The sequence below is a fragment of the Pseudomonas asiatica genome, assembly GCF_009932335.1.
In the GTDB taxonomy this organism is placed as follows: domain Bacteria; phylum Pseudomonadota; class Gammaproteobacteria; order Pseudomonadales; family Pseudomonadaceae; genus Aquipseudomonas; species Aquipseudomonas asiatica.
In genome coordinates this window covers 429,086-453,927 of record NZ_BLJF01000001.1, presented here as the reverse complement: position 1 = coordinate 453,927, position 24,842 = coordinate 429,086, and the positions used below count along the sequence as shown (strand labels likewise).

General features: G+C 63.9%; 20 protein-coding genes. 15 read left to right on the top strand and 5 right to left on the bottom strand.

Annotated features, from left to right (window positions below; translation table 11 throughout):
• Positions 1 to 29 precede the first annotated feature (29 nt).
• Positions 30 to 2,732 carry a [protein-PII] uridylyltransferase gene (locus tag GYA95_RS02050; RefSeq protein WP_015269192.1) on the top strand — a complete coding sequence of 901 codons (2,703 nt, stop codon included), beginning with the start codon at positions 30 to 32 and terminating at the stop codon, positions 2,730 to 2,732.
• Between the two features lie 30 nt (positions 2,733 to 2,762).
• Positions 2,763 to 3,959: a succinyldiaminopimelate transaminase gene (gene dapC / locus GYA95_RS02045; protein WP_015269191.1), complete on the top strand. Its 1,197-nt coding sequence runs from the start codon at positions 2,763 to 2,765 to the stop codon at positions 3,957 to 3,959.
• A gap of 151 nt (positions 3,960 to 4,110) precedes the next feature.
• Here the strand turns inward: dapC and GYA95_RS02040 are convergent, their stop codons facing one another.
• Positions 4,111 to 5,757 (bottom strand): Na+/H+ antiporter, encoded by a 1,647-nt coding sequence (locus GYA95_RS02040; protein ID WP_015269190.1) that lies wholly within the window; start codon positions 5,755 to 5,757, stop codon positions 4,111 to 4,113.
• Positions 5,758 to 5,947: 190 nt separating this feature from the next.
• Entirely contained in the window at positions 5,948 to 6,262 is a 315-nt protein-coding gene (locus GYA95_RS02035) for a helix-turn-helix domain-containing protein (protein WP_015269189.1), read from the bottom strand.
• A gap of 538 nt (positions 6,263 to 6,800) precedes the next feature.
• Between GYA95_RS02035 and GYA95_RS02030 the strand changes: the two genes are divergently transcribed.
• The 4 genes from GYA95_RS02030 to GYA95_RS02015 all read left to right on the top strand — a co-directional run bounded on the left by GYA95_RS02030 (position 6,801) and on the right by GYA95_RS02015 (position 9,947).
• The gene (locus GYA95_RS02030) at positions 6,801 to 7,148 is read left to right on the top strand and encodes an ArsC family reductase (protein WP_013971246.1); all 348 of its coding nucleotides are present in this window, start codon (positions 6,801 to 6,803) and stop codon (positions 7,146 to 7,148) included.
• A gap of 31 nt (positions 7,149 to 7,179) precedes the next feature.
• Positions 7,180 to 8,214: a 2,3,4,5-tetrahydropyridine-2,6-dicarboxylate N-succinyltransferase gene (dapD, locus tag GYA95_RS02025; RefSeq protein ID WP_013971245.1), complete on the top strand. Its 1,035-nt coding sequence runs from the start codon at positions 7,180 to 7,182 to the stop codon at positions 8,212 to 8,214.
• Between the two features lie 120 nt (positions 8,215 to 8,334).
• Positions 8,335 to 9,540, top strand: a complete 1,206-nt coding sequence (locus tag GYA95_RS02020) for a cysteine desulfurase (RefSeq protein WP_015269188.1) — start codon at positions 8,335 to 8,337, stop codon at positions 9,538 to 9,540.
• Positions 9,537 to 9,947, top strand: a complete 411-nt coding sequence (locus tag GYA95_RS02015; RefSeq protein WP_015269187.1) for a SufE family protein — start codon at positions 9,537 to 9,539, stop codon at positions 9,945 to 9,947. The genes GYA95_RS02020 and GYA95_RS02015 overlap by 4 nt, the downstream gene beginning before the upstream one ends.
• 111 nt (positions 9,948 to 10,058) lie before the next feature.
• On the opposite strand, the gene tcdA is transcribed toward GYA95_RS02015, so the two are convergent.
• Positions 10,059 to 10,868: a tRNA cyclic N6-threonylcarbamoyladenosine(37) synthase TcdA gene (gene tcdA / locus GYA95_RS02010; protein WP_161551231.1), complete on the bottom strand. Its 810-nt coding sequence runs from the start codon at positions 10,866 to 10,868 to the stop codon at positions 10,059 to 10,061.
• 119 nt (positions 10,869 to 10,987) lie between these two features.
• On the opposite strand from tcdA, the gene GYA95_RS02005 reads away from it, so the two are divergent.
• From GYA95_RS02005 to GYA95_RS01990, 4 genes are all read left to right on the top strand, one after another.
• Positions 10,988 to 13,579, top strand: a complete 2,592-nt coding sequence (locus GYA95_RS02005; protein ID WP_015269185.1) for a glycosyltransferase — start codon at positions 10,988 to 10,990, stop codon at positions 13,577 to 13,579.
• 199 nt (positions 13,580 to 13,778) lie between these two features.
• On the top strand, positions 13,779 to 14,930 hold the full coding sequence (gene dapE / locus GYA95_RS02000; protein ID WP_013971240.1) for a succinyl-diaminopimelate desuccinylase: 1,152 nt from the start codon (positions 13,779 to 13,781) through the stop codon (positions 14,928 to 14,930).
• Positions 14,930 to 15,742, top strand: a complete 813-nt coding sequence (locus tag GYA95_RS01995) for a putative RNA methyltransferase (protein ID WP_015269184.1) — start codon at positions 14,930 to 14,932, stop codon at positions 15,740 to 15,742. Before dapE ends, GYA95_RS01995 begins: the two co-directional genes overlap by 1 nt.
• 17 nt (positions 15,743 to 15,759) lie before the next feature.
• Positions 15,760 to 16,134, top strand: a complete 375-nt coding sequence (locus tag GYA95_RS01990) for a hypothetical protein (RefSeq protein ID WP_003257701.1) — start codon at positions 15,760 to 15,762, stop codon at positions 16,132 to 16,134.
• Between the two features lie 122 nt (positions 16,135 to 16,256).
• Here GYA95_RS01990 and GYA95_RS01985 read toward each other — a convergent pair whose 3' ends face one another.
• Positions 16,257 to 16,466 (bottom strand): cold-shock protein, encoded by a 210-nt coding sequence (locus GYA95_RS01985; RefSeq protein WP_003252255.1) that lies wholly within the window; start codon positions 16,464 to 16,466, stop codon positions 16,257 to 16,259.
• A 231-nt stretch (positions 16,467 to 16,697) separates the two neighbouring features.
• Here GYA95_RS01985 and plsB point away from each other — a divergent pair, with 231 nt between their 5' ends.
• The 5 genes from plsB to GYA95_RS01960 all read left to right on the top strand — a co-directional run bounded on the left by plsB (position 16,698) and on the right by GYA95_RS01960 (position 21,640).
• Complete coding sequence (gene plsB / locus GYA95_RS01980; RefSeq protein WP_015269183.1) at positions 16,698 to 19,184, top strand: glycerol-3-phosphate 1-O-acyltransferase PlsB; 2,487 nt, start codon at positions 16,698 to 16,700, stop codon at positions 19,182 to 19,184.
• A 79-nt stretch (positions 19,185 to 19,263) separates the two neighbouring features.
• Complete coding sequence (locus GYA95_RS01975; protein WP_039614804.1) at positions 19,264 to 19,638, top strand: YbaY family lipoprotein; 375 nt, start codon at positions 19,264 to 19,266, stop codon at positions 19,636 to 19,638.
• A 39-nt stretch (positions 19,639 to 19,677) separates the two neighbouring features.
• Entirely contained in the window at positions 19,678 to 20,391 is a 714-nt protein-coding gene (locus GYA95_RS01970; RefSeq protein ID WP_015269181.1) for a hypothetical protein, read from the top strand.
• Positions 20,392 to 20,518: 127 nt separating this feature from the next.
• Positions 20,519 to 20,917 carry a YbaY family lipoprotein gene (locus tag GYA95_RS01965; protein ID WP_015269180.1) on the top strand — a complete coding sequence of 133 codons (399 nt, stop codon included), beginning with the start codon at positions 20,519 to 20,521 and terminating at the stop codon, positions 20,915 to 20,917.
• A 33-nt stretch (positions 20,918 to 20,950) separates the two neighbouring features.
• On the top strand, positions 20,951 to 21,640 hold the full coding sequence (locus GYA95_RS01960; protein ID WP_015269179.1) for a DUF4197 domain-containing protein: 690 nt from the start codon (positions 20,951 to 20,953) through the stop codon (positions 21,638 to 21,640).
• A gap of 131 nt (positions 21,641 to 21,771) precedes the next feature.
• On the opposite strand, the gene GYA95_RS01955 is transcribed toward GYA95_RS01960, so the two are convergent.
• The gene (locus tag GYA95_RS01955; RefSeq protein WP_015269178.1) at positions 21,772 to 24,837 is read right to left on the bottom strand and encodes an efflux RND transporter permease subunit; all 3,066 of its coding nucleotides are present in this window, start codon (positions 24,835 to 24,837) and stop codon (positions 21,772 to 21,774) included.
• Positions 24,838 to 24,842: the final 5 nt, after the last annotated feature.

Sequence of the window (24,842 nt, the reverse complement as noted above, 5' to 3'; positions counted from 1 at the left end):
AGGCCACCCTACGACAGGAACGTGACGCGATGCCCCAGGTGGACCCCGAGCTGTTCGACCGCGGCCAGTTCCAGGCGGAACTGGCCCTCAAGGCGAGCCCCATCGCCGCCTTCAAGAAAGCCATCCGCCAGGCCGGCGAGGTGCTCGACAAGCGTTTCCGCAGTGGCAGCGAAATCCGCCCACTGATCGAGGCCCGCGCCTGGCTCGTCGACAACATCCTGCAACAGGCCTGGAACCAGTTCGACTGGGGTGACCAGAGCGGCATCGCCCTGGTCGCAGTGGGTGGCTACGGACGCGGCGAGCTGCACCCGCATTCGGACATCGACCTGCTGATCCTGCTGGGTGCTGCCGAACACGAGCAGTACCGCGACGCCATAGAGCGGTTTCTCACCCTGCTTTGGGACATCGGCCTGGAAGTAGGCCAGAGCGTGCGCACCGTCGACGAGTGCGCCGAGCAGGCCCGCGCCGACCTGACGGTCATCACCAACCTGATGGAAAGCCGCACCATCGCCGGCCCCGAGGCGCTGCGCCAACGCATGCTTGAGGTGACCAGCACTGCGCACATGTGGCCGAGCAAGGACTTCTTCCTGGCCAAGCGCGCCGAACTCAAGGCCCGCCATCACAAGTACAACGACACCGAGTACAACCTCGAACCCAACGTGAAAGGTTCACCCGGTGGCCTGCGCGATATCCAGACAGTGCTGTGGGTGGCCCGCCGCCAGTACGGCACCCTCAATCTGCACGCGCTGGCCGGCGAAGGCTTCCTGCTGGAAAGCGAGAACGAACTGCTGGCCTCGTCCCAGGACTTCCTGTGGAGGGTGCGCTACGCCTTGCACATGCTGGCCGGGCGCGCCGAGGATCGCCTGCTGTTCGACCACCAGCGCAGCATCGCAACGCTGCTGGGCTACAGCGACGACAACCCCAAGCGGGCGATCGAGCAGTTCATGCAGCAGTACTACCGGGTGGTGATGAGCATCAGCCAGCTGTGCGACTTGATCATCCAGCACTTCGAGGAGGTCATCCTCGCCGATGACGACAGCGGCACCACCCAGCCGCTGAATGCGCGCTTCCGCCTGCATGATGGCTATATAGAGGCAGTCAGGCCGAACGTGTTCAGGCGCACACCGTTCGCCATGCTGGAAATCTTCGTGCTGATGGCTCAGCACCCCGAGATCAAGGGCGTACGCGCCGATACGGTGCGGCTGCTGCGCGAACACCGGCACCTGATCGACGACACTTTCCGCACCGATATCCGCAACACCAGCCTGTTCATCGAGCTGTTCAAGTGTGAAATCGGCATCCACCGCAACCTGCGGCGGATGAACCGCTACGGCATCCTTGGCCGCTATCTGCCGGAGTTCGGCCTGATCGTCGGGCAGATGCAGCACGACCTGTTCCACATCTATACGGTCGATGCGCACACCCTCAACCTCATCAAGCACCTGCGCAAGCTGCAATACACCCCGGTGTCCGAGAAATTCCCGCTGGCCAGCAAGCTCATGGGCCGCCTGCCCAAGCCCGAGCTGATCTACCTGGCCGGCCTGTACCACGACATCGGCAAGGGCCGCCAGGGCGACCATTCCGAGCTGGGCGCGGTGGATGCGCAGAAGTTCTGCGAGCGCCACCAGTTGCCGGCCTGGGACAGCCGGCTGATCGTCTGGCTGGTGCTGAACCACCTGGTGATGTCGACCACCGCCCAACGCAAGGACCTGTCCGATCCTCAGGTAATCAACGATTTTGCCCTGCACGTGGGCGACGAGACACGCCTGGACTACCTGTACGTGCTGACCGTGGCCGATATCAACGCCACCAACCCCAGCCTGTGGAACTCGTGGCGGGCCAGCCTGCTGCGCCAGCTGTACACCGAGACCAAACGCGCCCTGCGCCGAGGCCTGGAAAACCCGCTGGACCGCGAAGAGCAGATTCGCCAGACCCAATCGGCGGCGCTGGATATCCTGGTGCGCGAAGGCACCGACCCAGACGATGTCGAGCAACTGTGGTCGCAGCTGGGGGATGACTACTTCCTCAAGCACACCGCTGCCGACGTGGCCTGGCACAGTGACGCGATCCTCCAGCAGCCAGCCGATGGCGGGCCGCTGGTGCTGATCAAGGAAACCACCCAGCGCGAGTTCGAGGGTGGCACGCAGATCTTCATCTATGCCCCCGACCAGCACGACTTCTTCGCCGTCACGGTGGCAGCCATGTCGCAGCTGAACCTGAACATTCATGACGCGCGAATCATCACCTCGAGCAGCCAGTTCACCCTCGACACCTACATCGTGCTGGACAACGACGGCGGCTCGATCGGCGACAACCCGCAGCGGGTCAAGCAGATTCGCGACGGCCTGACCGAAGCGCTGCGCAACCCCGAGGACTACCCGACCATCATCCAGCGCCGGGTACCGCGCCAGCTCAAGCACTTCGACTTCCCGCCACAGGTGACCATCCTCAACGATGCCCAGCGGCCGGTGACCATCCTCGAAATCACCGCGCCCGACCGCCCAGGCCTGCTGGCCCGGCTGGGGCGGATCTTCCTGGAGTTCGACCTGTCGCTGCAGAACGCCAAGATCGCCACCCTTGGCGAGCGGGTGGAAGACGTGTTCTTCATCACCGATGCCGACAACCAGCCGCTGTCCGACCCACAGCTGTGCAGCCGACTGCAGGAGGCCATCGTCCAGCAGTTGCAGGCCGGCCAGGCCAGCGATGCCAGCCCCACCCGCGTGACCTTTTAACGACTAGACGATTGACGAGACCTTGCGCCGATGAACCATGCCTTGACCCAGCTTCAGCCCTACCCGTTCGAGAAACTCCGCGCCCTGCTGGGCAGCGTGAAGCCTGCGGCGGACAAGCGCGCCATCGCGCTGTCGATCGGTGAGCCGAAGCACGAATCGCCGGTGTTCGTCGCCCAGGCCATGGCCGACAACCTCGACAAGCTGGCAGTGTACCCAAGCACCATCGGCCTGCCCGCCCTGCGCCAGGCCATTGGCCAGTGGTGCGAGCGGCGCTTCGGCGTACCGGCCGGCTGGCTGGATGCCGACCACCACATCCTGCCGGTCAACGGCACCCGTGAAGCGCTGTTCGCCTTCACCCAGGCCGTGGTCAACCGCGCCGATGACGGCCTGGTGGTCAGCCCCAACCCGTTCTACCAGATCTACGAAGGCGCAGCGCTGCTGGCCGGTGCCACCCCGCACTACCTGCCGTGCCTGGAAAGCAACGGTTTCAACCCCGACTTCGACGCCGTGCCGGCTGAAGTGTGGAAGCGTTGCCAGATCCTGTTCCTGTGCTCGCCGGGCAACCCCACCGGCGCACTGGTGCCGATGGACACCCTGAAGAAGCTGATTGCCCTGGCCGACGAGCACGACTTCGTGATTGCCGCCGACGAGTGCTACAGCGAGTTGTACTTCGACGAGGATGCCCCGCCACCAGGCCTGCTGACCGCCTGTGCGGAACTGGGCCGCAGCGACTTCAAGCGCTGCGTGGTATTCCACAGCCTGTCCAAGCGCTCCAACCTGCCGGGCCTGCGCTCGGGCTTCGTCGCCGGTGACGCCGAGATCATCAAGCCGTTCCTGCTGTACCGTACCTACCACGGCTGCGCCATGCCGGTACAAACCCAGCTGGCCAGTATCGCTGCCTGGCAGGACGAGGCGCATGTGCGTGAAAACCGCGACCAGTACCGCGCCAAGTACGACGCCGTGCTGGATATCCTGCAGCCGGTGCTGGATGTGCAGCGCCCGGATGGCAGCTTCTACCTGTGGGCCAAGGTGCCCGGCAGCGATGCCGAGTTCACCCGCGACCTGTTCGAGGCTCAGCATGTGACGGTGGTACCGGGGTCGTACCTGTCGCGTGAAGTGGATGGCGTGAACCCGGGCGCCGGGCGTGTGCGCATGGCACTGGTTGCACCGCTGGCCGAGTGCATCGAGGCGGCGGAGCGGATTCGCGAATTCCTGCAGAACCGCTGATTCGACAGGGGCCGTACAACTCTCGAGTGTTGTGCAGTACCTGTAGGAGCGGTTTTACCCGCGAACACCGGCACAGCCGGTGCCATGCACCGCGTCGCCTGATTCGCGGGTAAACCCGCTCCCACAGGGCCGCAAAGCGGCCCCTTGGGGTCTACCTGACTGACCCCAGGTTCGCTTCACTCATATCCAGCTCACCCAGCACCTGCCGCACCACTTCATCCCCCACCAGATGCTGGCGATGCAGTTCATACAGCTCCAGCCGCTGGGCCCGCAGCGCCCGCAGGCGCAAACGCCGCTCCAGCAGGTCCATCTGCTCGGCCAGGGCCTTGGCCTCGGCGCTGTTGTTGTAGCTGTCCAGCTCATCGCGGTATTCCGCCATCAAGCGCGCCTTCAACTCGGTCGCCAGGGTCGCCTGCGCGGCATCCTGCGGCGCATTGCTGTCGATCACTTCCTCTGCCTCCAGCGCATGGATCGCCGCCTCGGCCGTGCGTCGCCAGGCCTCCTGCACTTCCTGGTGCAAGCGCTCGTCCGGGCTCTTGGTCACCCCGCGCAGCAACAGCGGCAGCGCGATACAGGCGCTGATCAATGACAACAGGATCACACCGGCCGCAATGAAGATCAGCAGGTCACGCTCCGGGAAGGCCTTGCCTGCTCCCATCAGCAACGGGATCGACATCACGCCGGCCAGGGTGACCGCTCCGCGCACACCGCCCAGGGTCAGCAGCCAGCACGAGCGCGCCGTGGGCACCAGCACCAGCGCCGGCTTGCCGCGCCAGCGGCGTACCACATCGATCAAGCGCCAGATGCTCTGGACCCAGATGAACCGCAGCAAGATCAGCGCCACAAAGATCGCCACCACGTCCAGGCAGCGCCAGGCCAGGGTCGGCCAGACGGTGGGCTCATGGCTGACCACGGCCTTGATGATGTCCGGCAACTGCAGGCCCAGCAGCAGGAAGATCAGGCCGTTGAAAGCGAACTCCAGCAGCGACCATACGCTGCGGTTGAGCAGGCGCGTGCTGGTCTGCCGTGGCAGCAGGTCCAGCCAGCTCTGCATCATGCCGGCGGCCACCGCCGAAAGGATGCCCGATACGCCCAGGCGCTCGGCCAGCACGTAGGCAGCGAAGGGCAGCAGCAACATGAACACCACGTGGGTGGCCGGGTCATCCCAGCCGCGAGCGATCATCCAGGCACGCAGGCGGCCGATCAGCCAGCTCAGGCCCACGCCCACCGCCAGGCCGCCCAAGGCGACCAGCACAAAGCTGAAGCTTGCATCGGTCAGCGAGAACACCCCGGTGATCGCCGCCGCCAGGGCGAACTTGAAGGTCACCAGGCCCGAGGCATCGTTCATCAGGGCCTCGCCCTGGAGCATGTGCATCAGCGGGGTGGGCAGGCGGTCCTGGGTAATGGCCGAAACCGCCACGGCGTCGGTTGGCGACAACACTGCGGCCAGGGCGAAGGCCACGGGCAGCGGGATGCTCGGCAGCAGCCAGTGAATGAAGTAACCGGCCCCAACCACGGTAAACAGCACCAGGCCCACGGCCAGCGCCACCACCGGCCCACGAATGCGCCACAACTCACGCTTGGGAATGCGCCAGCCGTCGGCGAACAGCAACGGTGGCAGGAACAGGAACAGGAACAGCTCGGGGTCCAGTGCCACATGCAGGCCCAGTGTCGGCCAAGCGAGCAAGGCACCAGCGGCGATCTGTACCAGCGGCAAGGGCAGCGGAATCATGCGGCCGACCAGCTTCGACACGCTGACCAGCGTCAGCAGGATGAGGACGGTGTAGGCGGACTGCATCCGGGAAAGCTTCCTTTGTGAACCAGAAACGACAACAGGGCGAAACATCGCCATTGAAACAATATGTTAGCGGCGGTGGGCGATTCGGGGCCGCTGCACAATAGTCGCAAGGGAACCACGAATATGTAACACGATGCGTCTCAAGCGAAAAAATAGACCCGCCGAAGCGGGTCTGGGTAATTCCAAATGTTTACACCGCTTCAAGCCGCTCCAGCATATCCGGGTATTTTTCAACCAACTTGAGCAACATTGCCGCCTGAGGGTTCGGGCTGGCTTTATCCTGCTCCCAGTTCCGGAGCGTTGCTGCCTTCGTCCTGATGCACCTGGCAAATACCTCCTGCGACATACGCAGCCCCTCACGTATGGCGACAATCTCCTGCGGAGTAACCTTGGGTGCATCCAATGCCTTTACATGATGCTGGCGCAGGGTGATCTTCCCCTCGCGCTGCGCTTTCATCTCGTCGATGCCGCTCATCATTTCGGCAAACAAATCACGCTTTTTCATTCATTTGCTCCTCTGCTTGACCGATCGCTTCGTTTTTCGCGCCTCGACTTCCACAGTGATGGCCATAGAGAAAACGTACGCAAGTTGCACATACTTAACAATGGTGCAGGCTTGACCGGGTGTTGCCTTGGAACTGTATGCCTTGAAGTTGAGGTGATGCTGAGATCGAGCGCCGCCCGCGCGGCGCATCGCCGGCAAGCCAGCTCCCACATCTGTTTCGGGCCAGTCTCTTCTGTGAAATTACCGCTGCCCGCCCTGTTTGTTCCCTTCGATATTGAAGGTATCGCTTCTGCTTCTCACCAAAATTCAGTCATGCACTAAGGGTTCGCGCGGCTGAGGTGCAGGAATAACTGGCCCGAAACAGATGTGGGAGCTGGCTTGCCGGCGATGCGCCGCGCGGGCGGCGCTCGGTCTCCGACACACTGCAAGACCCAAGACATGCACACCCGTGGCGCTCACAGGATCGTTCCCGCATAATCCCGCGACTGAAATCGGAAAACGGAGAGATTGGGGCAGCCTGTTATCCCCAATGCACACAATGACCTACACGCTCTACGGCATCAAAGCCTGTGACACCATGAAAAAGGCACGTACCTGGCTCGAAGACCAGGCCATCGCCTACGAATTCCACGACTACAAGGCCCAAGGCATCGACCGTGACAGCCTGAACCGCTGGTGCGAGGAACACGGCTGGGAAGTCATCCTCAACCGTGCCGGCACCACCTTCCGCAAGCTGGACGACGCCAGCAAGGCCGACCTCGACCAGGCCAAGGCCGTCGAGCTGATGCTGGCCCAGCCGTCGATGATCAAGCGCCCGGTGCTCGACCTTGGCGCGCGTACCCTGGTCGGCTTCAAGCCCGACCTGTACGCCGCTGCCCTGGCCTGAGCCCCTACCCTATTTCGCACGAGGTAATCACATGTCCAATACCCTGTTCAGCCTGGCCTTCGGTGTCGGCTCCCAGAACCGCCAGGGCGCCTGGCTGGAAGTGTTCTACGCACAACCACTGCTCAACCCGAGCGCCGAACTGGTCGCTGCAGTAGCCCCTGTTCTCGGTTACCAAGGTGGCAACCAGGCCATCGCCTTCAGCAACGCCCAGGCCGCGCAACTGGCCGAAGCCGTGAAAGGTGTGGATGCCACCCAAGCCGCCCTGCTGACCCGCCTGGCCGAAAGCCACAAGCCGCTGGTCGCCACCCTGCTGGCCGAAGACGCCGCGCTGACCTCGACGCCAGAGGCCTACCTCAAGCTGCACCTGCTGTCGCACCGCCTGGTCAAGCCGCACGGCGTGAGCCTGGCTGGCATCTTCCCGCTGCTGCCGAACGTGGCCTGGACCAACCAGGGCGCGGTCGACCTGGCCGAACTCGCCGAACTGCAACTGGAAGCGCGCCTGAAGGGCGAGCTGCTGGAAGTGTTCTCGGTGGACAAGTTCCCGAAAATGACCGACTACGTGGTCCCGGCAGGCGTGCGTATCGCCGACACTGCCCGAGTGCGCCTGGGCGCCTACATCGGCGAAGGCACCACCATCATGCACGAAGGCTTCGTCAACTTTAACGCTGGCACCGAAGGCCCGGGCATGATCGAGGGCCGCGTTTCCGCTGGCGTATTCGTCGGCAAGGGCTCGGACCTGGGCGGCGGCTGCTCGACCATGGGCACCCTGTCCGGTGGCGGCAACATCGTCATCAAGGTTGGCGAAGGCTGCCTGATCGGCGCCAACGCCGGTATCGGCATTCCGCTGGGCGACCGCAACACCGTCGAAGCCGGCCTGTACATCACCGCCGGTACCAAGGTGAACCTGCTGGACGAGAACAACCAGCTGGTCAAAGTGGTCAAGGCCCGCGACCTGGCCGGCCAGACCGACCTGCTGTTCCGCCGCAACTCGCTGAACGGCGCGGTGGAGTGCAAGACCCACAAGTCGGCCATCGAGCTGAACGAGGCGCTGCACGCGCACAACTGAGAACCTTTCAACCGCTGCCGGAGCGAGCTTGCTCGCGAACAGCGGATTCTCAGCGTTTGAAATGTTAAGATCGGGTCTGGCACCACGCCAGACCCGATTTTCATTCCAGGCCCCGCGACCATGTTCCAGCCCTCCCCCTGGCGTGCCGATTTTCCCGCCATCGCCGCCCTGCAACGGCAGCACCAGACCTACCTGGACAGCGCCGCCACCACCCAGAAGCCGAAAGCCCTGCTCGATGCCCTGAGCCATTACTACGGCCATGGCGCGGCCAACGTGCACCGTGCCCAGCACCTGCCCGGCGCACTGGCCACACAGGCCTTCGAAACCAGCCGCGACAAGGTTGCCGCCTGGCTCAATGCGCCAGACTCGCGGCAGATCATCTTCACCCACGGTGCCACTTCGGCACTGAACCTGCTGGCCTATGGCCTGGAACACCGCTTCGAGGCCGGTGACGAAATTGCCGTCAGCGCCCTGGAGCACCATGCCAACCTGCTGCCCTGGCAACAGCTGGCGCGTCGACGCAACCTGCGCCTGGTGGTGCTGCCGCTGGATGCCCATGGCCGCATCGACCTGGACCAAGCGCTGCAACTGATCGGCCCGCGCACCCGGGTGCTGGCGGTGAGCCAGCTGTCCAACGTGCTGGGTACCTGGCAGCCGCTGCCGGCGCTGCTGGCCCATGCCCGCTCCCAAGGCGCGCTGACCGTGGTCGACGGTGCCCAGGGCGTGGTGCATGGCCGCCATGATGTGCAGCAGCTTGGCTGCGACTTCTATGTGTTCTCCAGTCACAAGCTGTACGGCCCGGAAGGCGTGGGCGTGCTGTACGGCCGCAGCCAGGCGCTGGAGCTGCTGCACCATTGGCAGTTCGGCGGCGAGATGGTGCAACTGGCCGAGTACCACAACGCCAGCTTCCGCCCGGCGCCGCTGGGGTTCGAGGCTGGCACGCCACCGATCGCCGGGGTGATCGGCCTGGGTGCGACCCTGGACTACCTGGCCAGCTTCGATGCCCAGGCACTCGAAGCCCATGAAACCAGCCTGCACCAGCACCTGCTGCGCGGCCTGGCAGACCGCGATGGTGTGCGCATCCTGGGCACGCCACAGGCGGCCCTTGCCAGTTTCGTCATCGAAGGCGTGCACAACGCCGACATCGCCCACCTGCTGACCGAGCAAGGCATTGCCGTGCGTGCCGGGCACCACTGTGCCATGCCGCTGCTGCAGGGCCTGGGCCTGGAGGGCGCGATCCGCGTGTCATTGGGGCTGTATAACGACAGCGATGACTTGCAGCGTTTCTTCGAGGCGTTGGATCAAGGCCTGGAGCTGTTGCGATGACCCTGCCGGATCAGGCGCGCCAGGCGCTGGAAGCTTTCGAGCAGGGCAAGGGCTGGGAGCAGCGTGCACGGCTGCTGATGCAGTGGGGCTACCGGCTGGAACCGCTGGCTGACACTGAAAAGACTGAGGCCAACCGGGTGCATGGCTGCGAAAGCCTGGTATGGCTGGTGGCCGAGCAGGTCGAGGGCTTGTGGCGGTTCAAGGCCAGCAGCGATGCACGCCTGTTGCGCGGGCTGCTGGCGTTGTTGCTGGTGCGGGTGCAGGGGTTGGCCAGTGAAGAACTTGCCGGGCTCGATCTGCGTGAGTGGTTCACTCAGCTGGGCCTGGAGCGCCAGCTTTCGCCGTCGCGCAGCAATGGGCTGCATGCGGTGTTGCAGCGGATGGCGGAGCTGGCGTCCAACCGTTGAATCGGTGCTGACCTCTTCGCGGGCTCGCCCGCTCCCACAGGACCTTCACCTTTCTGGAGAGAGATGCAGTACCTGTGGGAGCGGGCAAGCCCGCGAAGAAGCCCACGCGGTCTATTCAGGCTTGACCCGCTCCGAAGGCCGCCGCGCCCCCGCTACCAGTTTTTCCACCGCCTTGCTCGCCGCCACCATGCCAAAGGTCGCGGTCACCATCATCACCGCGCCAAAGCCACCCGCGCAGTCCAACCGCACGCCCTCGCCCACGAAGCTTTTCTGCAGGCAAACGCTGCCATCGCCCTTGGGGTAGCGCAGCTGTTCACTGGAGAACACGCATGGCACGCCATAGTTGCGGCTGACATTGCGCGAGAAGTTGTAGTCGCGGCGCAGGGTGGAACGCACCCGCGAGGCCAGCGGGTCATTGAAGGTCTTGTTCAGGTCGGCGATCTGGATCTGTGTCGGGTCGATCTGCCCACCGGCGCCCCCCGTGGTGACGATGGCGATCTTGCGCCGCCGGCACCAGGCAATCAGCGCCGCCTTGGCCATGACGCTGTCGATGCAGTCGATCACACAGTCGAGGTTCTCGGTGATGTACTCGACCATGGTGTCGCGGGTGACGAAGTCAGCGACAGCATGCACCGTACACCCCGGGTTGATCGCCCGCAGGCGCTCGGCCATGACCTCGACCTTGGGCCGCCCCACCTGCCCTTCCAAGGCATGGGCCTGGCGGTTGGTGTTGCTGACGCACACATCGTCAAGGTCGAACAGGGTGATCTCGCCCACGCCACTGCGTGCCAGCGCTTCCGCCGCCCACGAGCCTACCCCGCCAATACCGACCACGGCCACATGGGCCTGGCCCAGACGGTGCAACCCCTGGTCGCCATACAGCCGGGCAACGCCGGCGAAGCGTGGATCTTCTGTGCTCATGTTCATACCCCAAAAAACCGGCGCGCATTATATGCCAGCGGGCCCATGGCCTGCATCGTTAGGAAAGAGACTACCAACCCTGCTTTAATGTCGTATCACTTCGACACATATGGACGACAATGTCTTCACGTAAATTCGGCCTGAACCTGGTCGTGGTCCTGGCCATCGCCGCGTTGTTCACCGGGTTCTGGGCCCTGATCAACCGCCCGGTCTCCGCCCCCGCCTGGCCAGAGCAGATCTCTGGCTTCTCGTATTCACCGTTCCGCCTGGGCGAAAGCCCGCAGAAGGGCCAGTACCCCAGTGACGACCAGATGCGCCAGGACCTGGAACAGTTGAGCAAACTGACCGACAGCATCCGGATCTACACCGTGGAGGGCACCCAGGCGGATATCCCGCGCCTGGCCGAGGAATTCGGCCTACGGGTGACGCTGGGCATCTGGATCAGCCCGGACCTGGAGCGCAACGAACGCGAAATCGCCACGGCCATCCAGCTGGCCAACACCTCGCGCAGCGTGGTGCGGGTGGTGGTCGGCAACGAGGCGCTGTTCCGCGAAGAAGTCACCCCGGAAAACCTGATCAAGTACCTGGACCGGGTACGCGCAGCGGTCAAGGTGCCGGTGACCACCAGTGAGCAATGGCACATCTGGAAGGAAAACCCGCAGTTGGCCAAGCACGTCGACCTGATTGCCGCGCACATCCTGCCGTACTGGGAGTTCGTGCCGATGAAGGATTCGGTCGAGTTCGTGCTCGACCGTGCCCGCGAGCTGAAGCACCAGTTCCCGCGCAAACCCCTGCTGCTGTCGGAAGTCGGCTGGCCGAGCAACGGCCGCATGCGCGGCGGCGCCGATGCCACCCAGGCTGACCAGGCCATCTACCTGCGTACCCTGGTCAACACCCTCAACCGCCGTGGTTACAATTACTTCGTCATCGAAGCCTACGACCAGCCGTGGAAGGCCAGCGACGAAGGCTCGGTGGGCGCCTACTGGGGCGTGTACAACGCCGAACGCCAGCAAAAATTCAACTTTGACGGCCCGGTGGTGGCGATACCGCAATGGCGCGCCCTGGCGGTGGCCTCGGTAGTGCTGGCGATGATCGCCCTGATGGTACTTTTCATCGACGGTTCGGCCCTGCGCCAGCGCGGCCGCACCTTCCTGACCTTCATCACCTTCCTGTGCGGGTCGGTGCTGGTATGGATCGCCTACGACTACAGCCAGCAATACAGCACCTGGTTCAGCCTGACCGTAGGCGTGCTGCTTGCCCTCGGCGCGCTGGGCGTGTTCATCGTGCTGCTGACCGAGGCCCACGAACTGGCCGAGGCAGTATGGATACACAAGCGCCGGCGCGAATTCCTGCCGGTGCAGGCCGATAGCGCCTACCGGCCCAAGGTATCGGTGCATGTGCCGTGCTACAACGAGCCGCCGGAGATGGTCAAACAGACCCTCGATGCCCTGGCCGCGCTGGATTACCCAGACTACGAAGTGCTGGTGATCGACAACAACACCAAGGACCCGGCCGTGTGGGAGCCGCTCAAGGCCCATTGCGAGAAGCTCGGCGAGCGCTTCAGGTTCTTCCACGTCGCGCCCCTGGCCGGTTTCAAGGGCGGCGCGCTGAACTACCTGATCCCGCACACCGCCAAAGACGCCGAGGTGATCGCGGTGATCGACTCGGACTACTGCGTCGACCGCAACTGGCTCAAGCACATGGTGCCGCACTTCGCCGACCCGAAGATTGCCGTGGTGCAGTCGCCGCAGGACTACCGCGACCAGCACGAAAGCGCCTTCAAGAAGCTGTGCTACAGCGAGTACAAGGGCTTCTTCCACATCGGCATGGTCACCCGCAACGACCGTGACGCGATCATCCAGCACGGTACCATGACCATGACCCGCCGCAGCGTGCTGGAAGAGCTGGGCTGGGCCGAGTGGTGCATCTGCGAGGACGCCGAACTGGGCTTGCGGGTATTCGAGAAGGGCCTGTCGGCCGCCTATGCCCACAACAGCTACGGCAAGGGCCTGATGCCCGACACCTTCATCGACTTCAAGAAGCAACGCTTCCGCTGGGCCTACGGCGCCATCCAGATCATCAAGCACCACGCCAGCGCCCTGCTGCGCGGCAAGGGCAGCGAGCTGACCCGCGGCCAGCGCTACCACTTCCTGGCCGGCTGGCTGCCGTGGATCGCCGATGGCATGAACATCTTCTTCACCATCGGCGCGCTGCTGTGGTCGGCGGCGATGATCATCGTGCCGCACCGGGTCGACCCGCCGCTGATGATCTTTGCCATTCCGCCGCTGGCACTGTTCTTCTTCAAGGTCGGCAAGATCATCTTCCTCTACCGCCGCGCGGTAGGGGTGAACCTGAAAGATGCCTTTGCTGCGGCGCTGGCCGGGCTGGCACTGTCGCATACCATCGCCAAGGCGGTGCTGTACGGGTTCTTCACCAGCAGCATGCCGTTCTTCCGCACACCGAAAAACGCCGACAGCCACGGGCTGCTGGTGGCGATTTCCGAGGCTCGGGAAGAGCTGTTCATCATGTTGCTGCTGTGGGGCGCCGCGCTGGGCATCTACCTGGTACAGGGGCTGCCGAGTTCGGACATGCGCTTCTGGGTGGCGATGTTGCTGGTGCAATCGTTGCCTTATGTGGCGGCGCTGGTGATGGCGTTCCTGTCTTCGCTGCCCAAGCCTGGGGAAAAGGCCGCCGAGCCGCAGCAGGCCTGAGAATGCCGGGGGCGCTTTGCGCCCCTATCGCGACACAAGGCCGCTCCTACAGGGGATCGCATCCCGTCAGATATGGCGAGATCGCCTGTAGGAGCGGCCTTGTGTCGCGATGGGCCGCAAAGCGGCCCCATTGGCCTGACGGTTTGATATAAGATAACGCCCTCAGATTTCCCCGCCTTGCCTTGCCCCGGAGTTCCCCATGACGGCCCCTGCCGAGCTCTCGCCTACCCTTCAACTGGCCTGCGACCTGATCCGTCGCCCCTCGGTCACCCCCGTCGACGCCGACTGCCAGGCGCAGATGATGAACCGCTTGGGCGCCGTAGGCTTCCAGCTCGAGCCGATGCGCATCGAGGACGTCGACAATTTCTGGGCCACCCACGGCAGCCAGGATGGCCCGGTGCTGTGCTTCGCCGGCCACACCGACGTGGTACCCACCGGCCCGGTGCAGCAATGGCAGCATGAGCCGTTCGAAGCGCTGATCGACGCCGACGGCATGCTCTGCGGTCGTGGCGCCGCCGACATGAAAGGCAGCCTGGCCTCCATGGTGATTGCCAGCGAGCGCTTCGTGCAGGACTACCCGGACCACCGCGGCAAGGTCGCGTTCCTGATCACCAGCGACGAGGAAGGCCCGGCCCACCATGGCACCAAGGCCGTGGTCGAGCGCCTGAAAGCACGCAACGAGCGCCTGGACTGGTGCATCGTCGGCGAACCCTCCAGCACCACCCTGCTGGGTGACGTGGTCAAGAACGGCCGCCGTGGCTCGCTGGGCGCCAAGCTGACCGTGCGCGGCAAGCAGGGCCATGTGGCCTACCCGCACCTGGCGCGCAACCCGATCCACTTGGCCGCTCCGGCCCTGGCGGAACTGGCGGCCGAGCACTGGGACGAAGGCAATGCGTTCTTCCCGCCGACCAGTTTCCAGATCTCCAACCTCAATTCCGGCACCGGCGCCACCAACGTGGTCCCCGGCGAGCTGACCGCCCTGTTCAACTTCCGTTTCTCTACCGAGTCCACCGTCGAAGGCCTGCAGGCGCGGGTGTCGGCGATCCTCGACAAGCATGAGCTGGACTGGTCGATCGACTGGGCGCTGTCGGGCCTGCCGTTCCTTACCGAACCGGGCGAATTGCTGGACGCCGTCTCGGCCAGCATCAAGGGCGTCACCGGCCGCGACACCCAGCCGTCGACCAGCGGCGGTACCTCCGATGGGCGCTTCATCGCCACCATGGGCACCCAGGTGGTCGAGCTCGGCCCGGTCAACGCCACCATCCACCAGGTGGATGAGCGGATCCTGGCCAGCGATCTCGACCTGCTGACCGAAATCTATTACCAGACCCTGGTCCGGTTGCTCGCCTGATGCTCGCCTGCCCTCTTTGCCAGGCGCCGCTGAGCCGGCTCGACAACGGCGTGGTGTGCCCGGCCGGCCACCGCTTCGACCGGGCCCGCCAGGGTTACCTGAACCTGCTGCCGGTGCAGCACAAGAACAGCCGCGACCCGGGTGACAACCAGGCCATGGTCGAAGCCCGCCGCGATTTCCTCGACGCCGGCCACTACGCGCCGGTGGCGCGCCGCCTGGCCGAGCTGGCCGCCGAACGCCAGCCCGAGGCCTGGCTGGACATCGGCTGTGGCGAGGGTTACTACACTGCGCAAATCGCCCAGGCACTGCCGGCTGCCGACGGCTATGCCCTGGACATTTCCCGCGAGGCAGTCAAGCGTGCCTGCCGTCGCGCGCCCGAGGTTACCTGGATGGTCGCCAGCATGGCCCGCGTGCCGCTTGCCGACGCCAGCTGCCAGTTCATCGCCAGCGTATTCAGCCCGCTGGACTGGGACGAGGCCAAGCGCCTGCTCAGCCCGGGCGGCGGCCTGATGCGGGTCGGCCCCACCAGCGGCCACCTGATGGAACTGCGCGAAGTGCTCTACGATGAAGTACGCCCTTACGCCGACGACAAACACTTGGCCCTGGTCCCCGAAGGCATGGCCCATGCCCACAGCGAAACCCTGGAGTTCCGCCTGAGCCTGGCCGCGCCCAAGGCCCGCGCCGACCTGCTGGCCATGACCCCGCACGGCTGGCGTGCCAGTGCCGAAAAGCGTGCCCGGGTGATCGACCAGCCCGAGCCGTTCGAGGTCACGGTTTCCATGCGTTATGACTATTTCGTGCGCCAAGACTGAGCACACCCGGAGCCCTTATGCGCCAACCTGATATCGAGATCTACCTGAAGGACGCCGACGTCGACCACAAGCAGATTGCCGAGTGGCTCGCCCAGGCAATCGGCCCCTGCAGCGAATGGAAGCAGAAAGGCCATACCTTCAAATGCCAGGCCGGTAACATTCCGGTCACCTGGCTACCCAAGGCTGTAGGGAAATGGAACAGCCTGTACCTGGAAAGCGACCAGACGCCGTGGGCCGATGACGTTGCCTGCGCCCGCGCCGCATTTGCCGCACTGGGTGTGGAAGTGCGCTGCGCGCCAGGTGGCTGGGTGGAGGAAGATGGGGAAGAAGATGCCGACCGCTGGGTCCGCATCAGCGCCGACGGTGAAGAGGAAATCACCTGGCGCACCTGAATGCACTGCATTCTTTGTGGGAGCCCGGCTTGCCGGCGATGCAGGCAACACGGTGCCTGGCACCGGCTTCGCCGGTGATCGCCGGCAAGCCAGCTCCCACAGCAAGCCTTACCGCATGAGGCTCAGAGCCCTACTACGTCCTCGGCTTGCAGGCCTTTCTGGCCCTGCACGCAGGCGTACTCCACCCGCTGACCTTCGACCAGGGTACGATGCCCCTCACCGCGGATCGCCCGATAGTGGACGAATACATCCGCACCACCTTCGCGCTGAATGAAGCCATAACCCTTGGCATCGTTGAACCACTTTACATTCCCAGTCTCACGAGACGACATCTGAACTACTCCGGATTTTTATTGTGAAGATCGCCTTGCAGACACAGAGTCCCTCCCTGTGTCGACGCCGCTTGCGCAAATATCTTGCAAGTGGCAGGCCGAGTATATGACACAGAACAAAAAAATTTGATGACCGTCGCGCCGTTCGGCGATTTTTGCTGAACTTGCGCGGATACGGCAGACTAATTGGCTGGATACCCACCTGAAAACCACCCCCAGGGCACACACCCCATGACCCGTTCCCCCCTGCGCCGCCTGATCTTCGGCGCCCTGCGTCGCCTGTTGTACCTGTGGGTGCGCTCCGAGACCATCAACCAGTCTTCCCTCACCCTCAAGCTCGACCGCAGCCGGCCGGTGTTCTATGCCTTGCCCTCGCCCGCGCTCACCGACCTGGTCGTGCTCGACCATGAATGCACCAAGGCGGGCCTGCCGCGCCCGGTGCTGCCGGTGGCGGTTGGCCCGCTGCAGGAACCTGCGGCATTCTTCTACCTCACCCCGGACCCGGACTGGCTCGGCCGCCATGACAAGCGCGGTGCCCCACCCACCCTGGAGCGCCTGGTCGCCGCCGTCAGCCAGCATGCCGAAGAGGATGCGCAGATCATTCCGGTCAGTGTGTTCTGGGGGCAGACCCCGGCAAGTGAATCCAGCCCGTGGAAGTTGCTGTTCGCCGACAGCTGGGCGGTTACCGGGCGCCTGCGCCGGCTGCTGACCGTACTGATCCTCGGGCGCAAGACCCGGGTGCAGTTCTCCGCGCCCATTCACCTGCGCGAACTGGTACAGCACAACAAGGGCCACGAACGCACCGTACGCATGGCCCAGCGCCTGATGCGCGTGCACTTTCGCAACCTGAAGACCGCAGTCATCGGCCCGGACATCTCGCACCGGCGCAACCTGGTCAAAGGCCTGATCCACGCGCCCCAGGTGCGCCAGGCCATCGTCGAAGAGGCGCAGCGCGAAAACCTGCCGCTGGCCAAGGCCGAAGCCCAGGCCCTGCGCTATGGCAACGAGATTGCCTCGGACTACACCTACACCGCGATCCGCTTCCTCGAAGTGGTGCTGAGCTGGTTCTGGAACAAGATCTACGACGGCATCAAGGTCAACCACATCGAGCAGGTGCAAGGCATCGCACCCGGCAACGAAGTGATCTATGTGCCGTGCCACCGCAGCCACATCGACTACCTGCTGCTGTCGTACCTGCTGTTCCGCAACGGCCTGACGCCGCCGCACGTGGCCGCGGGCATCAACCTCAACATGCCGCTGGTGGGTAACCTGCTACGCCGTGGCGGCGCCTTCTTCATGCGCCGCACGTTCAAGGGCAACCCGCTGTACACCGCGGTGTTCAACGAGTACCTGCACACCCTGTACACCAAGGGCTTTCCGGTCGAGTACTTCGTCGAAGGCGGGCGCTCGCGCACCGGGCGCATGCTGCAGCCGCGCACCGGAATGCTGGCCATTACCCTGCGCAGCTTCCTGCGTTCGTCGCGTACGCCGATCGTTTTCGTGCCGGTTTACATCGGCTACGAGCGCGTGCTCGAAGGCCGCACCTACCTGGGCGAGCTGCGCGGTGCCAGCAAGAAGAAAGAGTCGATCTTCGATATCTTCAAGGTGTTCGGCGCGCTCAGGCAGCGCTTTGGCCAGGTGTACGTGAACTTTGGCGAGCCGATCCGCCTGGCCGGTTTCCTCGACCAGCAACAACCCGGCTGGCGTGAACAGGACCACGGCCCGCAGTACCGCCCGGCCTGGCTCAACGCCACCACCACCCGCCTGGGCGAAACCGTTGCCCGCCACCTCAACGAGGCGGCCGCTATCAACCCGGTCAACCTGGTGGCGCTGGCGCTGCTGTCCACCAGCCGCCTGGCCCTGGACGAGCGCGCCCTGACCCGCGTGCTCGACCTGTACCTGGCCTTGCTGCGCCAGGTACCCTACTCGCCGCACACCACCCTGCCCGACGGCGACGGCCAGGCGCTGATCGAGCACGTGCGCGGGATGAACCTGGTGGCCGAGCAGAAGGACGCCCTGGGCCGCATCCTGTACCTGGATGAAGGCAACGCGGTACTGATGACCTATTACCGCAACAACGTGCTGCACATCTTCGCCCTGCCGGCGCTGCTGGCCAGCTTCTTCCTCAGCAGCTCGCGCATGAGCCGCGAACTGCTGGGCCAGTATGTACACGCGCTGTATCCCTACCTGCAGGCCGAACTGTTCCTGCGCTGGACGCCGGAACAACTGGATGCGGTGATCGACCAGTGGCTGGCCGCACTGGTCGAGCAAGGGCTGCTGCGCCAGGACAACGCCATCTACATTCGCCCGGCGCCCAGCTCGCGGCAGTTCGTGTTGCTGACCCTGCTCGCCCGCACTATCACCCAGACCCTGCAGCGTTTCTACATGGCCACCTCGCTGTTGCTCAACAGCGGGCAGAACAGCCTCAGCGCCGAAGAGCTGGAAGACCTGTGCGTGATGATGGCCCAGCGCCTGTCGATCCTGCACGGCCTGAACGCCCCGGAATTCTTCGACAAGACCCTGTTCCGCCACTTCATCCAGACCTTGGTCGAGCAAGGCGTGCTACATGCTGACGCCCAAGGCAAGCTCGGTTATCGCAACAAGCTCGGCGAGCTGGCCGAAGGCGTGGCCAAGCGCGTGCTGTCTGCGGAACTGCGCCTGTCGATCCGCCAGGTGGCATTGCACCGCGATGAGCCTGCGGAGGTTATACAGCGGTAGCTTTTCAGGCTGCTCTCAGCCCTTGGGAGGGATCAGGATCACGGTGCTCTTCAGCACATCCCTCTCAAGGAGCACCAACATGACTCAAATGAAGACGCTGGACGTTGAAATCGTTTCCTCTGGCGATAACACGCTCGCACCGTCCGGCCTGGTTGAATTGAAGCTGATCGATATTTCGAAGGCAGATGCGCGCTCCATCAGCCTTGCCGAGTTGCGTCTGCGCTGTGGCGGCCTGATGCCGATCAATCTGCCGCTGACGTTTGATACCAGCCTTATCGACCCACGCCGCAGCTATGCCCTCGCCGCGCGCATCGAGATAGACGGCCAACTGCGCTACATCACCACCAGCCGTCACTCGATAGAACCAGCCACGGTATCGGGTACACAACGGGTGACTGTCGACCAGATTGCCACCGAAAACGGTCGCCAGTTCAGCGACAACCTCGCTGAGTGACTGGCGCCTGTACCCATGACCGAACCGAGGAAAACCAACATGCTACCCGCCAACTTCATCGAGATCCGCGGGACCGTGCTTGTCCCGTCGTGCATCCATACAGCTGAAGGCGCACCGCACCTTGGCGTACGCGTACAGTTGGGCACGGATGAGAACAAGATCATCCTGGCCGCCTGGGGGTGCCAGACGCTTGGCGTCGCAATGCCTTTCAACTTGCTGCTGGACCGCAATAGCTTGCCGGAAGGTGCCGAACCAACGCTAGTGGCCAGTTATGGTGTTGGCGTCAATGAAGAGCCAAACGGCTTGAGCCTGTCGATGCCACTTGCAATCAACCAGCCTGAGCCAAACCCTCCCATGGTCCTGAGGATACCCGCCCAGCCTGGCGAGCAAAGTCAGCAGCCCCTGTCGCCCGCGATCATCGAGATGAAGAACATCATCGAGATTCCCGAAGAGTTGCTAAGGCCACAGGCGCTCATGACGTTCGGCCTGTATCGGACCCAGGAAGACGGTTACAGCAACAGAAGCTCCAGCTACATTGCCGGTGCCGCCCTGTGGCCGACACACGGACCTGTGACGCTTACCACGTACCTGGATGGCAACACAGTCAATGACGACGAACCCTTGCATCTGCGCGTGGCCTACTACGACCCACACACCATGACCCCGTACGCCGGGAGAACGCTGCGCGGCCTGACCCTTCCAAGCGTTACCGAACTGGAGGCAATCAGCCTGCGACCGCCGCGCCGTAGCTGAATATTGCGCTTCGCCTTGCTCTCCCCCTCTTTGTCTTTGTCGCATCTTCATCAAGGACCCACCAGAAGAAATCCGCTAAAGTCCCTGGGGTTGGCCACAAGCCAACGCCAAGGACTTCGGAGATACCATGAAAAAGCTCTTTATGCTGTGTTGCGCATCCTTGCTAGCAGCCTGTTCCAGCCACACCCCGTCCAACCAGGCCAGCCTGGATGGCGAAGTCTTCTACCTGCAACGCAGTGCCCTGCCACCGGCCGCCACCCTCAGCGTGGAGCTGCAGGACGTCTCGCTGATGGACGCCCCGGCGGTTACCCTGGCCCGCCAGGCTGGCCCGGTCAAAGGCAACGTACCGCTGCCATTCCACCTCATCTACGACCCGGCCCAGGTCAAGCCAGGCCACCGCTATGCGGTAAGCGCGCGCATCGAGCTGGACGGCAAGCTGCTGTTCATAAACACCGAGCACCACGGTGTCATGCTCGACGGCAGTGACCCTCAGCCCGTGCGGATCAAGGTCGATCCGGTCCGCTGAAACCCGTATTCATCTGTTTACAAGGAAAGCTTCATGATCCGCACTTCCCTGCGCTTCACCACCCTGTGTGCCGGCCTGCTGCTGTCGGCCAGTGCCCTGGCCCTGTCGCTTGGCGATCTGACCCAGAAAGATGCCACTGGCGGCCTGAAGGATGCCTTGACCCAAGGCGCACAATTGGCCGTCAAGCAGCTGAGCACCCCGGGCGGCTTCAGCGACAACCCCGACGTGCGCATCGAACTGCCTGGCAACCTGGGCAAGGCCGCCAAGGCGATGAAGATGTTCGGCAAGGGTGAACAGGTCGAGGCCTTGGAAACCAGCATGAACAAGGCCGCCGAGGCTGCCGTGCCGCAGGCCCAGGCGATTCTGGTAGATGCCGTGAAGAACATGAGCGTGACCGATGCCAAGGGCATCCTCGCCGGCGGTGACGACTCGGCCACCCAGTACCTGAACAAGAGCAGCCGCGAGCAGATCCGCGCCAAGTTCCTGCCGATCGTCAAGCAGGCTACCGACAAGGTTGGCCTGGCTCAGCAGTACAACAACTTTGCCGGGCAGGCAGTGGCGTTGGGTGTGGTCGATGCCAAGAGCGCCAGCATCGAGAACTACGTGACTGAAAAGGCACTGGATGGCCTGTTCGAAATGATTGCCAAGCAGGAGCAGAGCATTCGCCAGAACCCGGCTGAAGCGGCTACCAGCCTGGCCAAGAAGGTCTTCGGCGCCCTCTGAATCCCGGTTGTCGCAAATCCTTGTAGGAGCAGCCTTGTGCTGCAAAGAGGCCGGGGCAGCACATGAAAATTCATGTTGCCGTGCCGGCCTCTTCGCAGCACAAGGCTGCTCCTACAGTGCGATGACAGCCGCTAGGCTTTCTTCACCCTGAACCAAGCCGCATACAACGCCGGCAGGAACAGCAGGGTAAGCACGGTGGCCACGATCAACCCGCCCATGATCGCCACCGCCATCGGCCCGTAGAACACACTGCGCGACAACGGGATCATCGCCAGCACCGCCGCCAAAGCAGTCAGCACGATCGGGCGGAAGCGCCTCACCGTGGCTTCGATGATCGCTTGCCAGCGATCCAGCCCCGCCGCGATGTCCTGCTCGATCTGGTCCACCAGGATCACCGAGTTGCGCATGATCATCCCCGCCAGGGCAATGGTGCCAAGCATGGCGACAAAGCCGAACGGCTGGCGGAATACCAGCAAGAACAAGGTCACGCCAATCAGCCCCAGCGGCGCGGTGAGGAACACCATCACCGTGCGCGAGAAGCTGCGCAGCTGGATCATCAGCAAGCTCAGCACCACCACCACGAACAGCGGCATGCCGGCATTCACCGACTTCTGCCCGCGCTCGGAGTCCTCGACCGTGCCGCCCACTTCCAGCAAATATCCATCCGGCAGCTTGGCACGAATGTCACGCAGGGTCGGTTCTATCTGTTTCACCAGCGTCGCCGGCTGCTCCTTGTCGTAGATATCGGCGCGCACGGTCACCGTCGGCAAGCGGTTACGGTGCCAGATGATGCCCTCCTCGAAGCCGTACTCCAGGGTCGCGACCTGCGACAACGCCACGCTCTGGCCATTGTCGGTCGGCAGTGCCAGGCTGCCGAGGTTGCCCAGCTCGCTGCGTTCCTGCCGGGTGCCGCGCAGCAGGATCTCGATCAACTCGTTGTCCTCGCGATACTGGCTGACCGTGGTGCCGGTCAGCGAGCTTTGCAGGAAGCTCGACAGGTGAGCGGTGCTCACGCCCAAGGCGCGGGCGCGGTCCTGGTCGATCTCGAGGAACACCGCCTTGCTCGGCTCTTCCCAGTCCAGGTGCACGTTCACCACATGCGGGTTCTGGCGCACCTTGTCGGCCACTTCACGGGCCAGCGCACGGGCCTTCTCGATGTGCTCGCCAGTCACCCGGAACTGCACCGGGTAACCCACGGGCGGGCCGTTTTCCAGGCGGGTGACCCGGGCACGCAGGTCGGGGAACTGCTGGTCCATGGTGCTGATCAGCCAGCTGCGAAGGCGCTCGCGGTCTTCCATCGACTTGGCCAGTACCACGAACTGGGCGAAGCTGGCCGCCGGCAGCTGCTGGTCCAGTGGCAGGTAGAAACGCGGCGAACCGGTGCCCACGTAGGCCACGTAATTGTCGATACCTTCCTGCTGCTTGAGCAACGCCTCCAGTTGCTTGACCCGCTCGGCAGTGTTGGCCAGCGAGGCACCCTCGGCCAGTTTCAGGTCGACCATCAACTCCGGGCGCCCTGAGGCCGGGAAGAACTGCTGGGGCACGAAACGGAACAGCAGGATACTGCCGACAAAGGCGGCAATGGTCAGCAGGATCACCGTCTTGCGCCGCCGCACACACCACTCCACCACACGCCGTACACGCTGGTAGAACGGTGTGGCGTAAGGGTCTGGCGCGTGGCCGTCCTTGCCATGACGGGAGGCATGCAGCTTGGCCAGGTCCGGCAGCAGGCGCTCGCCCAGGTAAGGCACGAATACCACGGCGGCCACCCAGGAGGTCAGCAAGGCAATGGTCACCACCTGAAAAATCGAACGGGTGTACTCGCCCGTACTGGAGGCCGCCGTGGCAATGGGCAGGAAGCCCGCCGCCGTGATCAGGGTGCCGGTGAGCATCGGGAACGCGGTGCTGCTCCAGGCGTAGCTGGCCGCCTTGAGGCGGTCGTAGCCCTGCTCCATCTTGATCGCCATCATCTCCACGGCAATGATCGCATCATCGACCAACAAGCCCAAGGCCAGCACCAGCGCGCCGAGGGAGATCTTGTGCAGGCCGATACCGAAGTAGTGCATGGCGGCGAAGGTCATGGCCAGCACCAACGGGATGGCCAGCGCCACCACCAGCCCCGTGCGCAGGCCCAACGAGAAGAAACTCACCAGCAGCACGATGACCAACGCCTCGACCAGCACCTGGACAAACTCGCCCACGCCGGCCTTGACCGCCGCCGGCTGGTCCGAGACCTTGCGCAGTTCCATGCCGGCCGGCAGGCTGCGTGCCAGGCGCTCGAACTCGCTTTCCAATGCCTTGCCCAGCACCAGGATGTCGCCGCCGTCCTTCATCGAAACCGCCAGGCCAATGGCATCCTCGCCCATGAAACGCATGCGCGGTGCGGGCGGGTCGTTGAAGCCGCGGTGCACCTCGGCCACATCGCCGATACGGAAGGTGCGTTCAGCTATGCGGATGGGGAACTGGCGGATCTGCTCGACGCTGTCGAAGCGCCCGCTCACCCGCAGTTGCAGGCGCTCGCTGGGCGTTTCGAAGAAACCGGCGGTGCTGACCGCATTCTGCTCCTGCAGGGCCTGCTGCACGGCCTCCAGCGGCACGCCGAGGGTGGCCAGCTTGACGTTGGATAGCTCGATCCAGATTTTCTCGTCCTGCAGCCCGATCAGCTCGACCTTGCCCACGTCCTTGACCCGCTGCAACTGGATCTGGATACGGTCGGCATAGTCCTTGAGCACCGCGTAGTCGAAGCCCTCACCGGTCAGTGCATAGATATTGCCGAAGGTGGTGCCGAACTCGTCATTGAAGAACGGGCCCTGGATCTCCGGCGGCAAGGTGTGGCGGATGTCCGCGACCTTCTTGCGGATCTGGTACCACAGCTCGGGGATGTCCTTGGAATGCAGCGAGTCGCGGGCCATGAAGGTGACCTGCGATTCGCCCGGGCGGGAGAACGAGACGATCCGCTCGTACTCGCCGGTTTCCATCAGCTTTTTTTCGATGCGCTCGGTGACCTGACGCGACACTTCCTCAGCGGTGGCACCGGGCCACAGGGTACGAATGACCATGGCCTTGAAGGTGAACGGCGGGTCCTCACTCTGGCCGAGCTTGGTGTAGGACATGGCGCCAATGGCCGCCAGCAGGATCATCAGGAACAGGACGATCTGGCGGTTGCGCAGCGCCCAGGCAGAAAGGTTGAAACCCATCGGGA

What these genes read in the sequence shown, in the direction of transcription:
- dapE (WP_013971240.1), top strand. Translation starts at nt 13,779, where the DNA reads ATGACGGCCCCTGCCGAGCTCTCGCCTACCCTTCAACTGGCCTGCGAC.
- GYA95_RS01965 (WP_015269180.1), top strand. Translation starts at nt 20,519, where the DNA reads ATGAAAAAGCTCTTTATGCTGTGTTGCGCATCCTTGCTAGCAGCCTGT.
- GYA95_RS01995 (WP_015269184.1), top strand. Translation starts at nt 14,930, where the DNA reads ATGCTCGCCTGCCCTCTTTGCCAGGCGCCGCTGAGCCGGCTCGACAAC.
- GYA95_RS01975 (WP_039614804.1), top strand. Translation starts at nt 19,264, where the DNA reads ATGACTCAAATGAAGACGCTGGACGTTGAAATCGTTTCCTCTGGCGAT.
- plsB (WP_015269183.1), top strand. Translation starts at nt 16,698, where the DNA reads ATGACCCGTTCCCCCCTGCGCCGCCTGATCTTCGGCGCCCTGCGTCGC.
- GYA95_RS02035 (WP_015269189.1), bottom strand. Translation starts at nt 6,262, where the DNA reads ATGAAAAAGCGTGATTTGTTTGCCGAAATGATGAGCGGCATCGACGAG.
- GYA95_RS02015 (WP_015269187.1), top strand. Translation starts at nt 9,537, where the DNA reads ATGACCCTGCCGGATCAGGCGCGCCAGGCGCTGGAAGCTTTCGAGCAG.
- GYA95_RS02005 (WP_015269185.1), top strand. Translation starts at nt 10,988, where the DNA reads ATGTCTTCACGTAAATTCGGCCTGAACCTGGTCGTGGTCCTGGCCATC.
- dapD (WP_013971245.1), top strand. Translation starts at nt 7,180, where the DNA reads ATGTCCAATACCCTGTTCAGCCTGGCCTTCGGTGTCGGCTCCCAGAAC.
- GYA95_RS02020 (WP_015269188.1), top strand. Translation starts at nt 8,335, where the DNA reads ATGTTCCAGCCCTCCCCCTGGCGTGCCGATTTTCCCGCCATCGCCGCC.
- dapC (WP_015269191.1), top strand. Translation starts at nt 2,763, where the DNA reads ATGAACCATGCCTTGACCCAGCTTCAGCCCTACCCGTTCGAGAAACTC.
- GYA95_RS01955 (WP_015269178.1), bottom strand. Translation starts at nt 24,837, where the DNA reads ATGGGTTTCAACCTTTCTGCCTGGGCGCTGCGCAACCGCCAGATCGTC.
- GYA95_RS02050 (WP_015269192.1), top strand. Translation starts at nt 30, where the DNA reads ATGCCCCAGGTGGACCCCGAGCTGTTCGACCGCGGCCAGTTCCAGGCG.
- GYA95_RS02040 (WP_015269190.1), bottom strand. Translation starts at nt 5,757, where the DNA reads ATGCAGTCCGCCTACACCGTCCTCATCCTGCTGACGCTGGTCAGCGTG.
- GYA95_RS01970 (WP_015269181.1), top strand. Translation starts at nt 19,678, where the DNA reads ATGCTACCCGCCAACTTCATCGAGATCCGCGGGACCGTGCTTGTCCCG.
- GYA95_RS01990 (WP_003257701.1), top strand. Translation starts at nt 15,760, where the DNA reads ATGCGCCAACCTGATATCGAGATCTACCTGAAGGACGCCGACGTCGAC.
- GYA95_RS01985 (WP_003252255.1), bottom strand. Translation starts at nt 16,466, where the DNA reads ATGTCGTCTCGTGAGACTGGGAATGTAAAGTGGTTCAACGATGCCAAG.
- GYA95_RS02030 (WP_013971246.1), top strand. Translation starts at nt 6,801, where the DNA reads ATGACCTACACGCTCTACGGCATCAAAGCCTGTGACACCATGAAAAAG.
- GYA95_RS01960 (WP_015269179.1), top strand. Translation starts at nt 20,951, where the DNA reads ATGATCCGCACTTCCCTGCGCTTCACCACCCTGTGTGCCGGCCTGCTG.
- tcdA (WP_161551231.1), bottom strand. Translation starts at nt 10,868, where the DNA reads ATGAGCACAGAAGATCCACGCTTCGCCGGCGTTGCCCGGCTGTATGGC.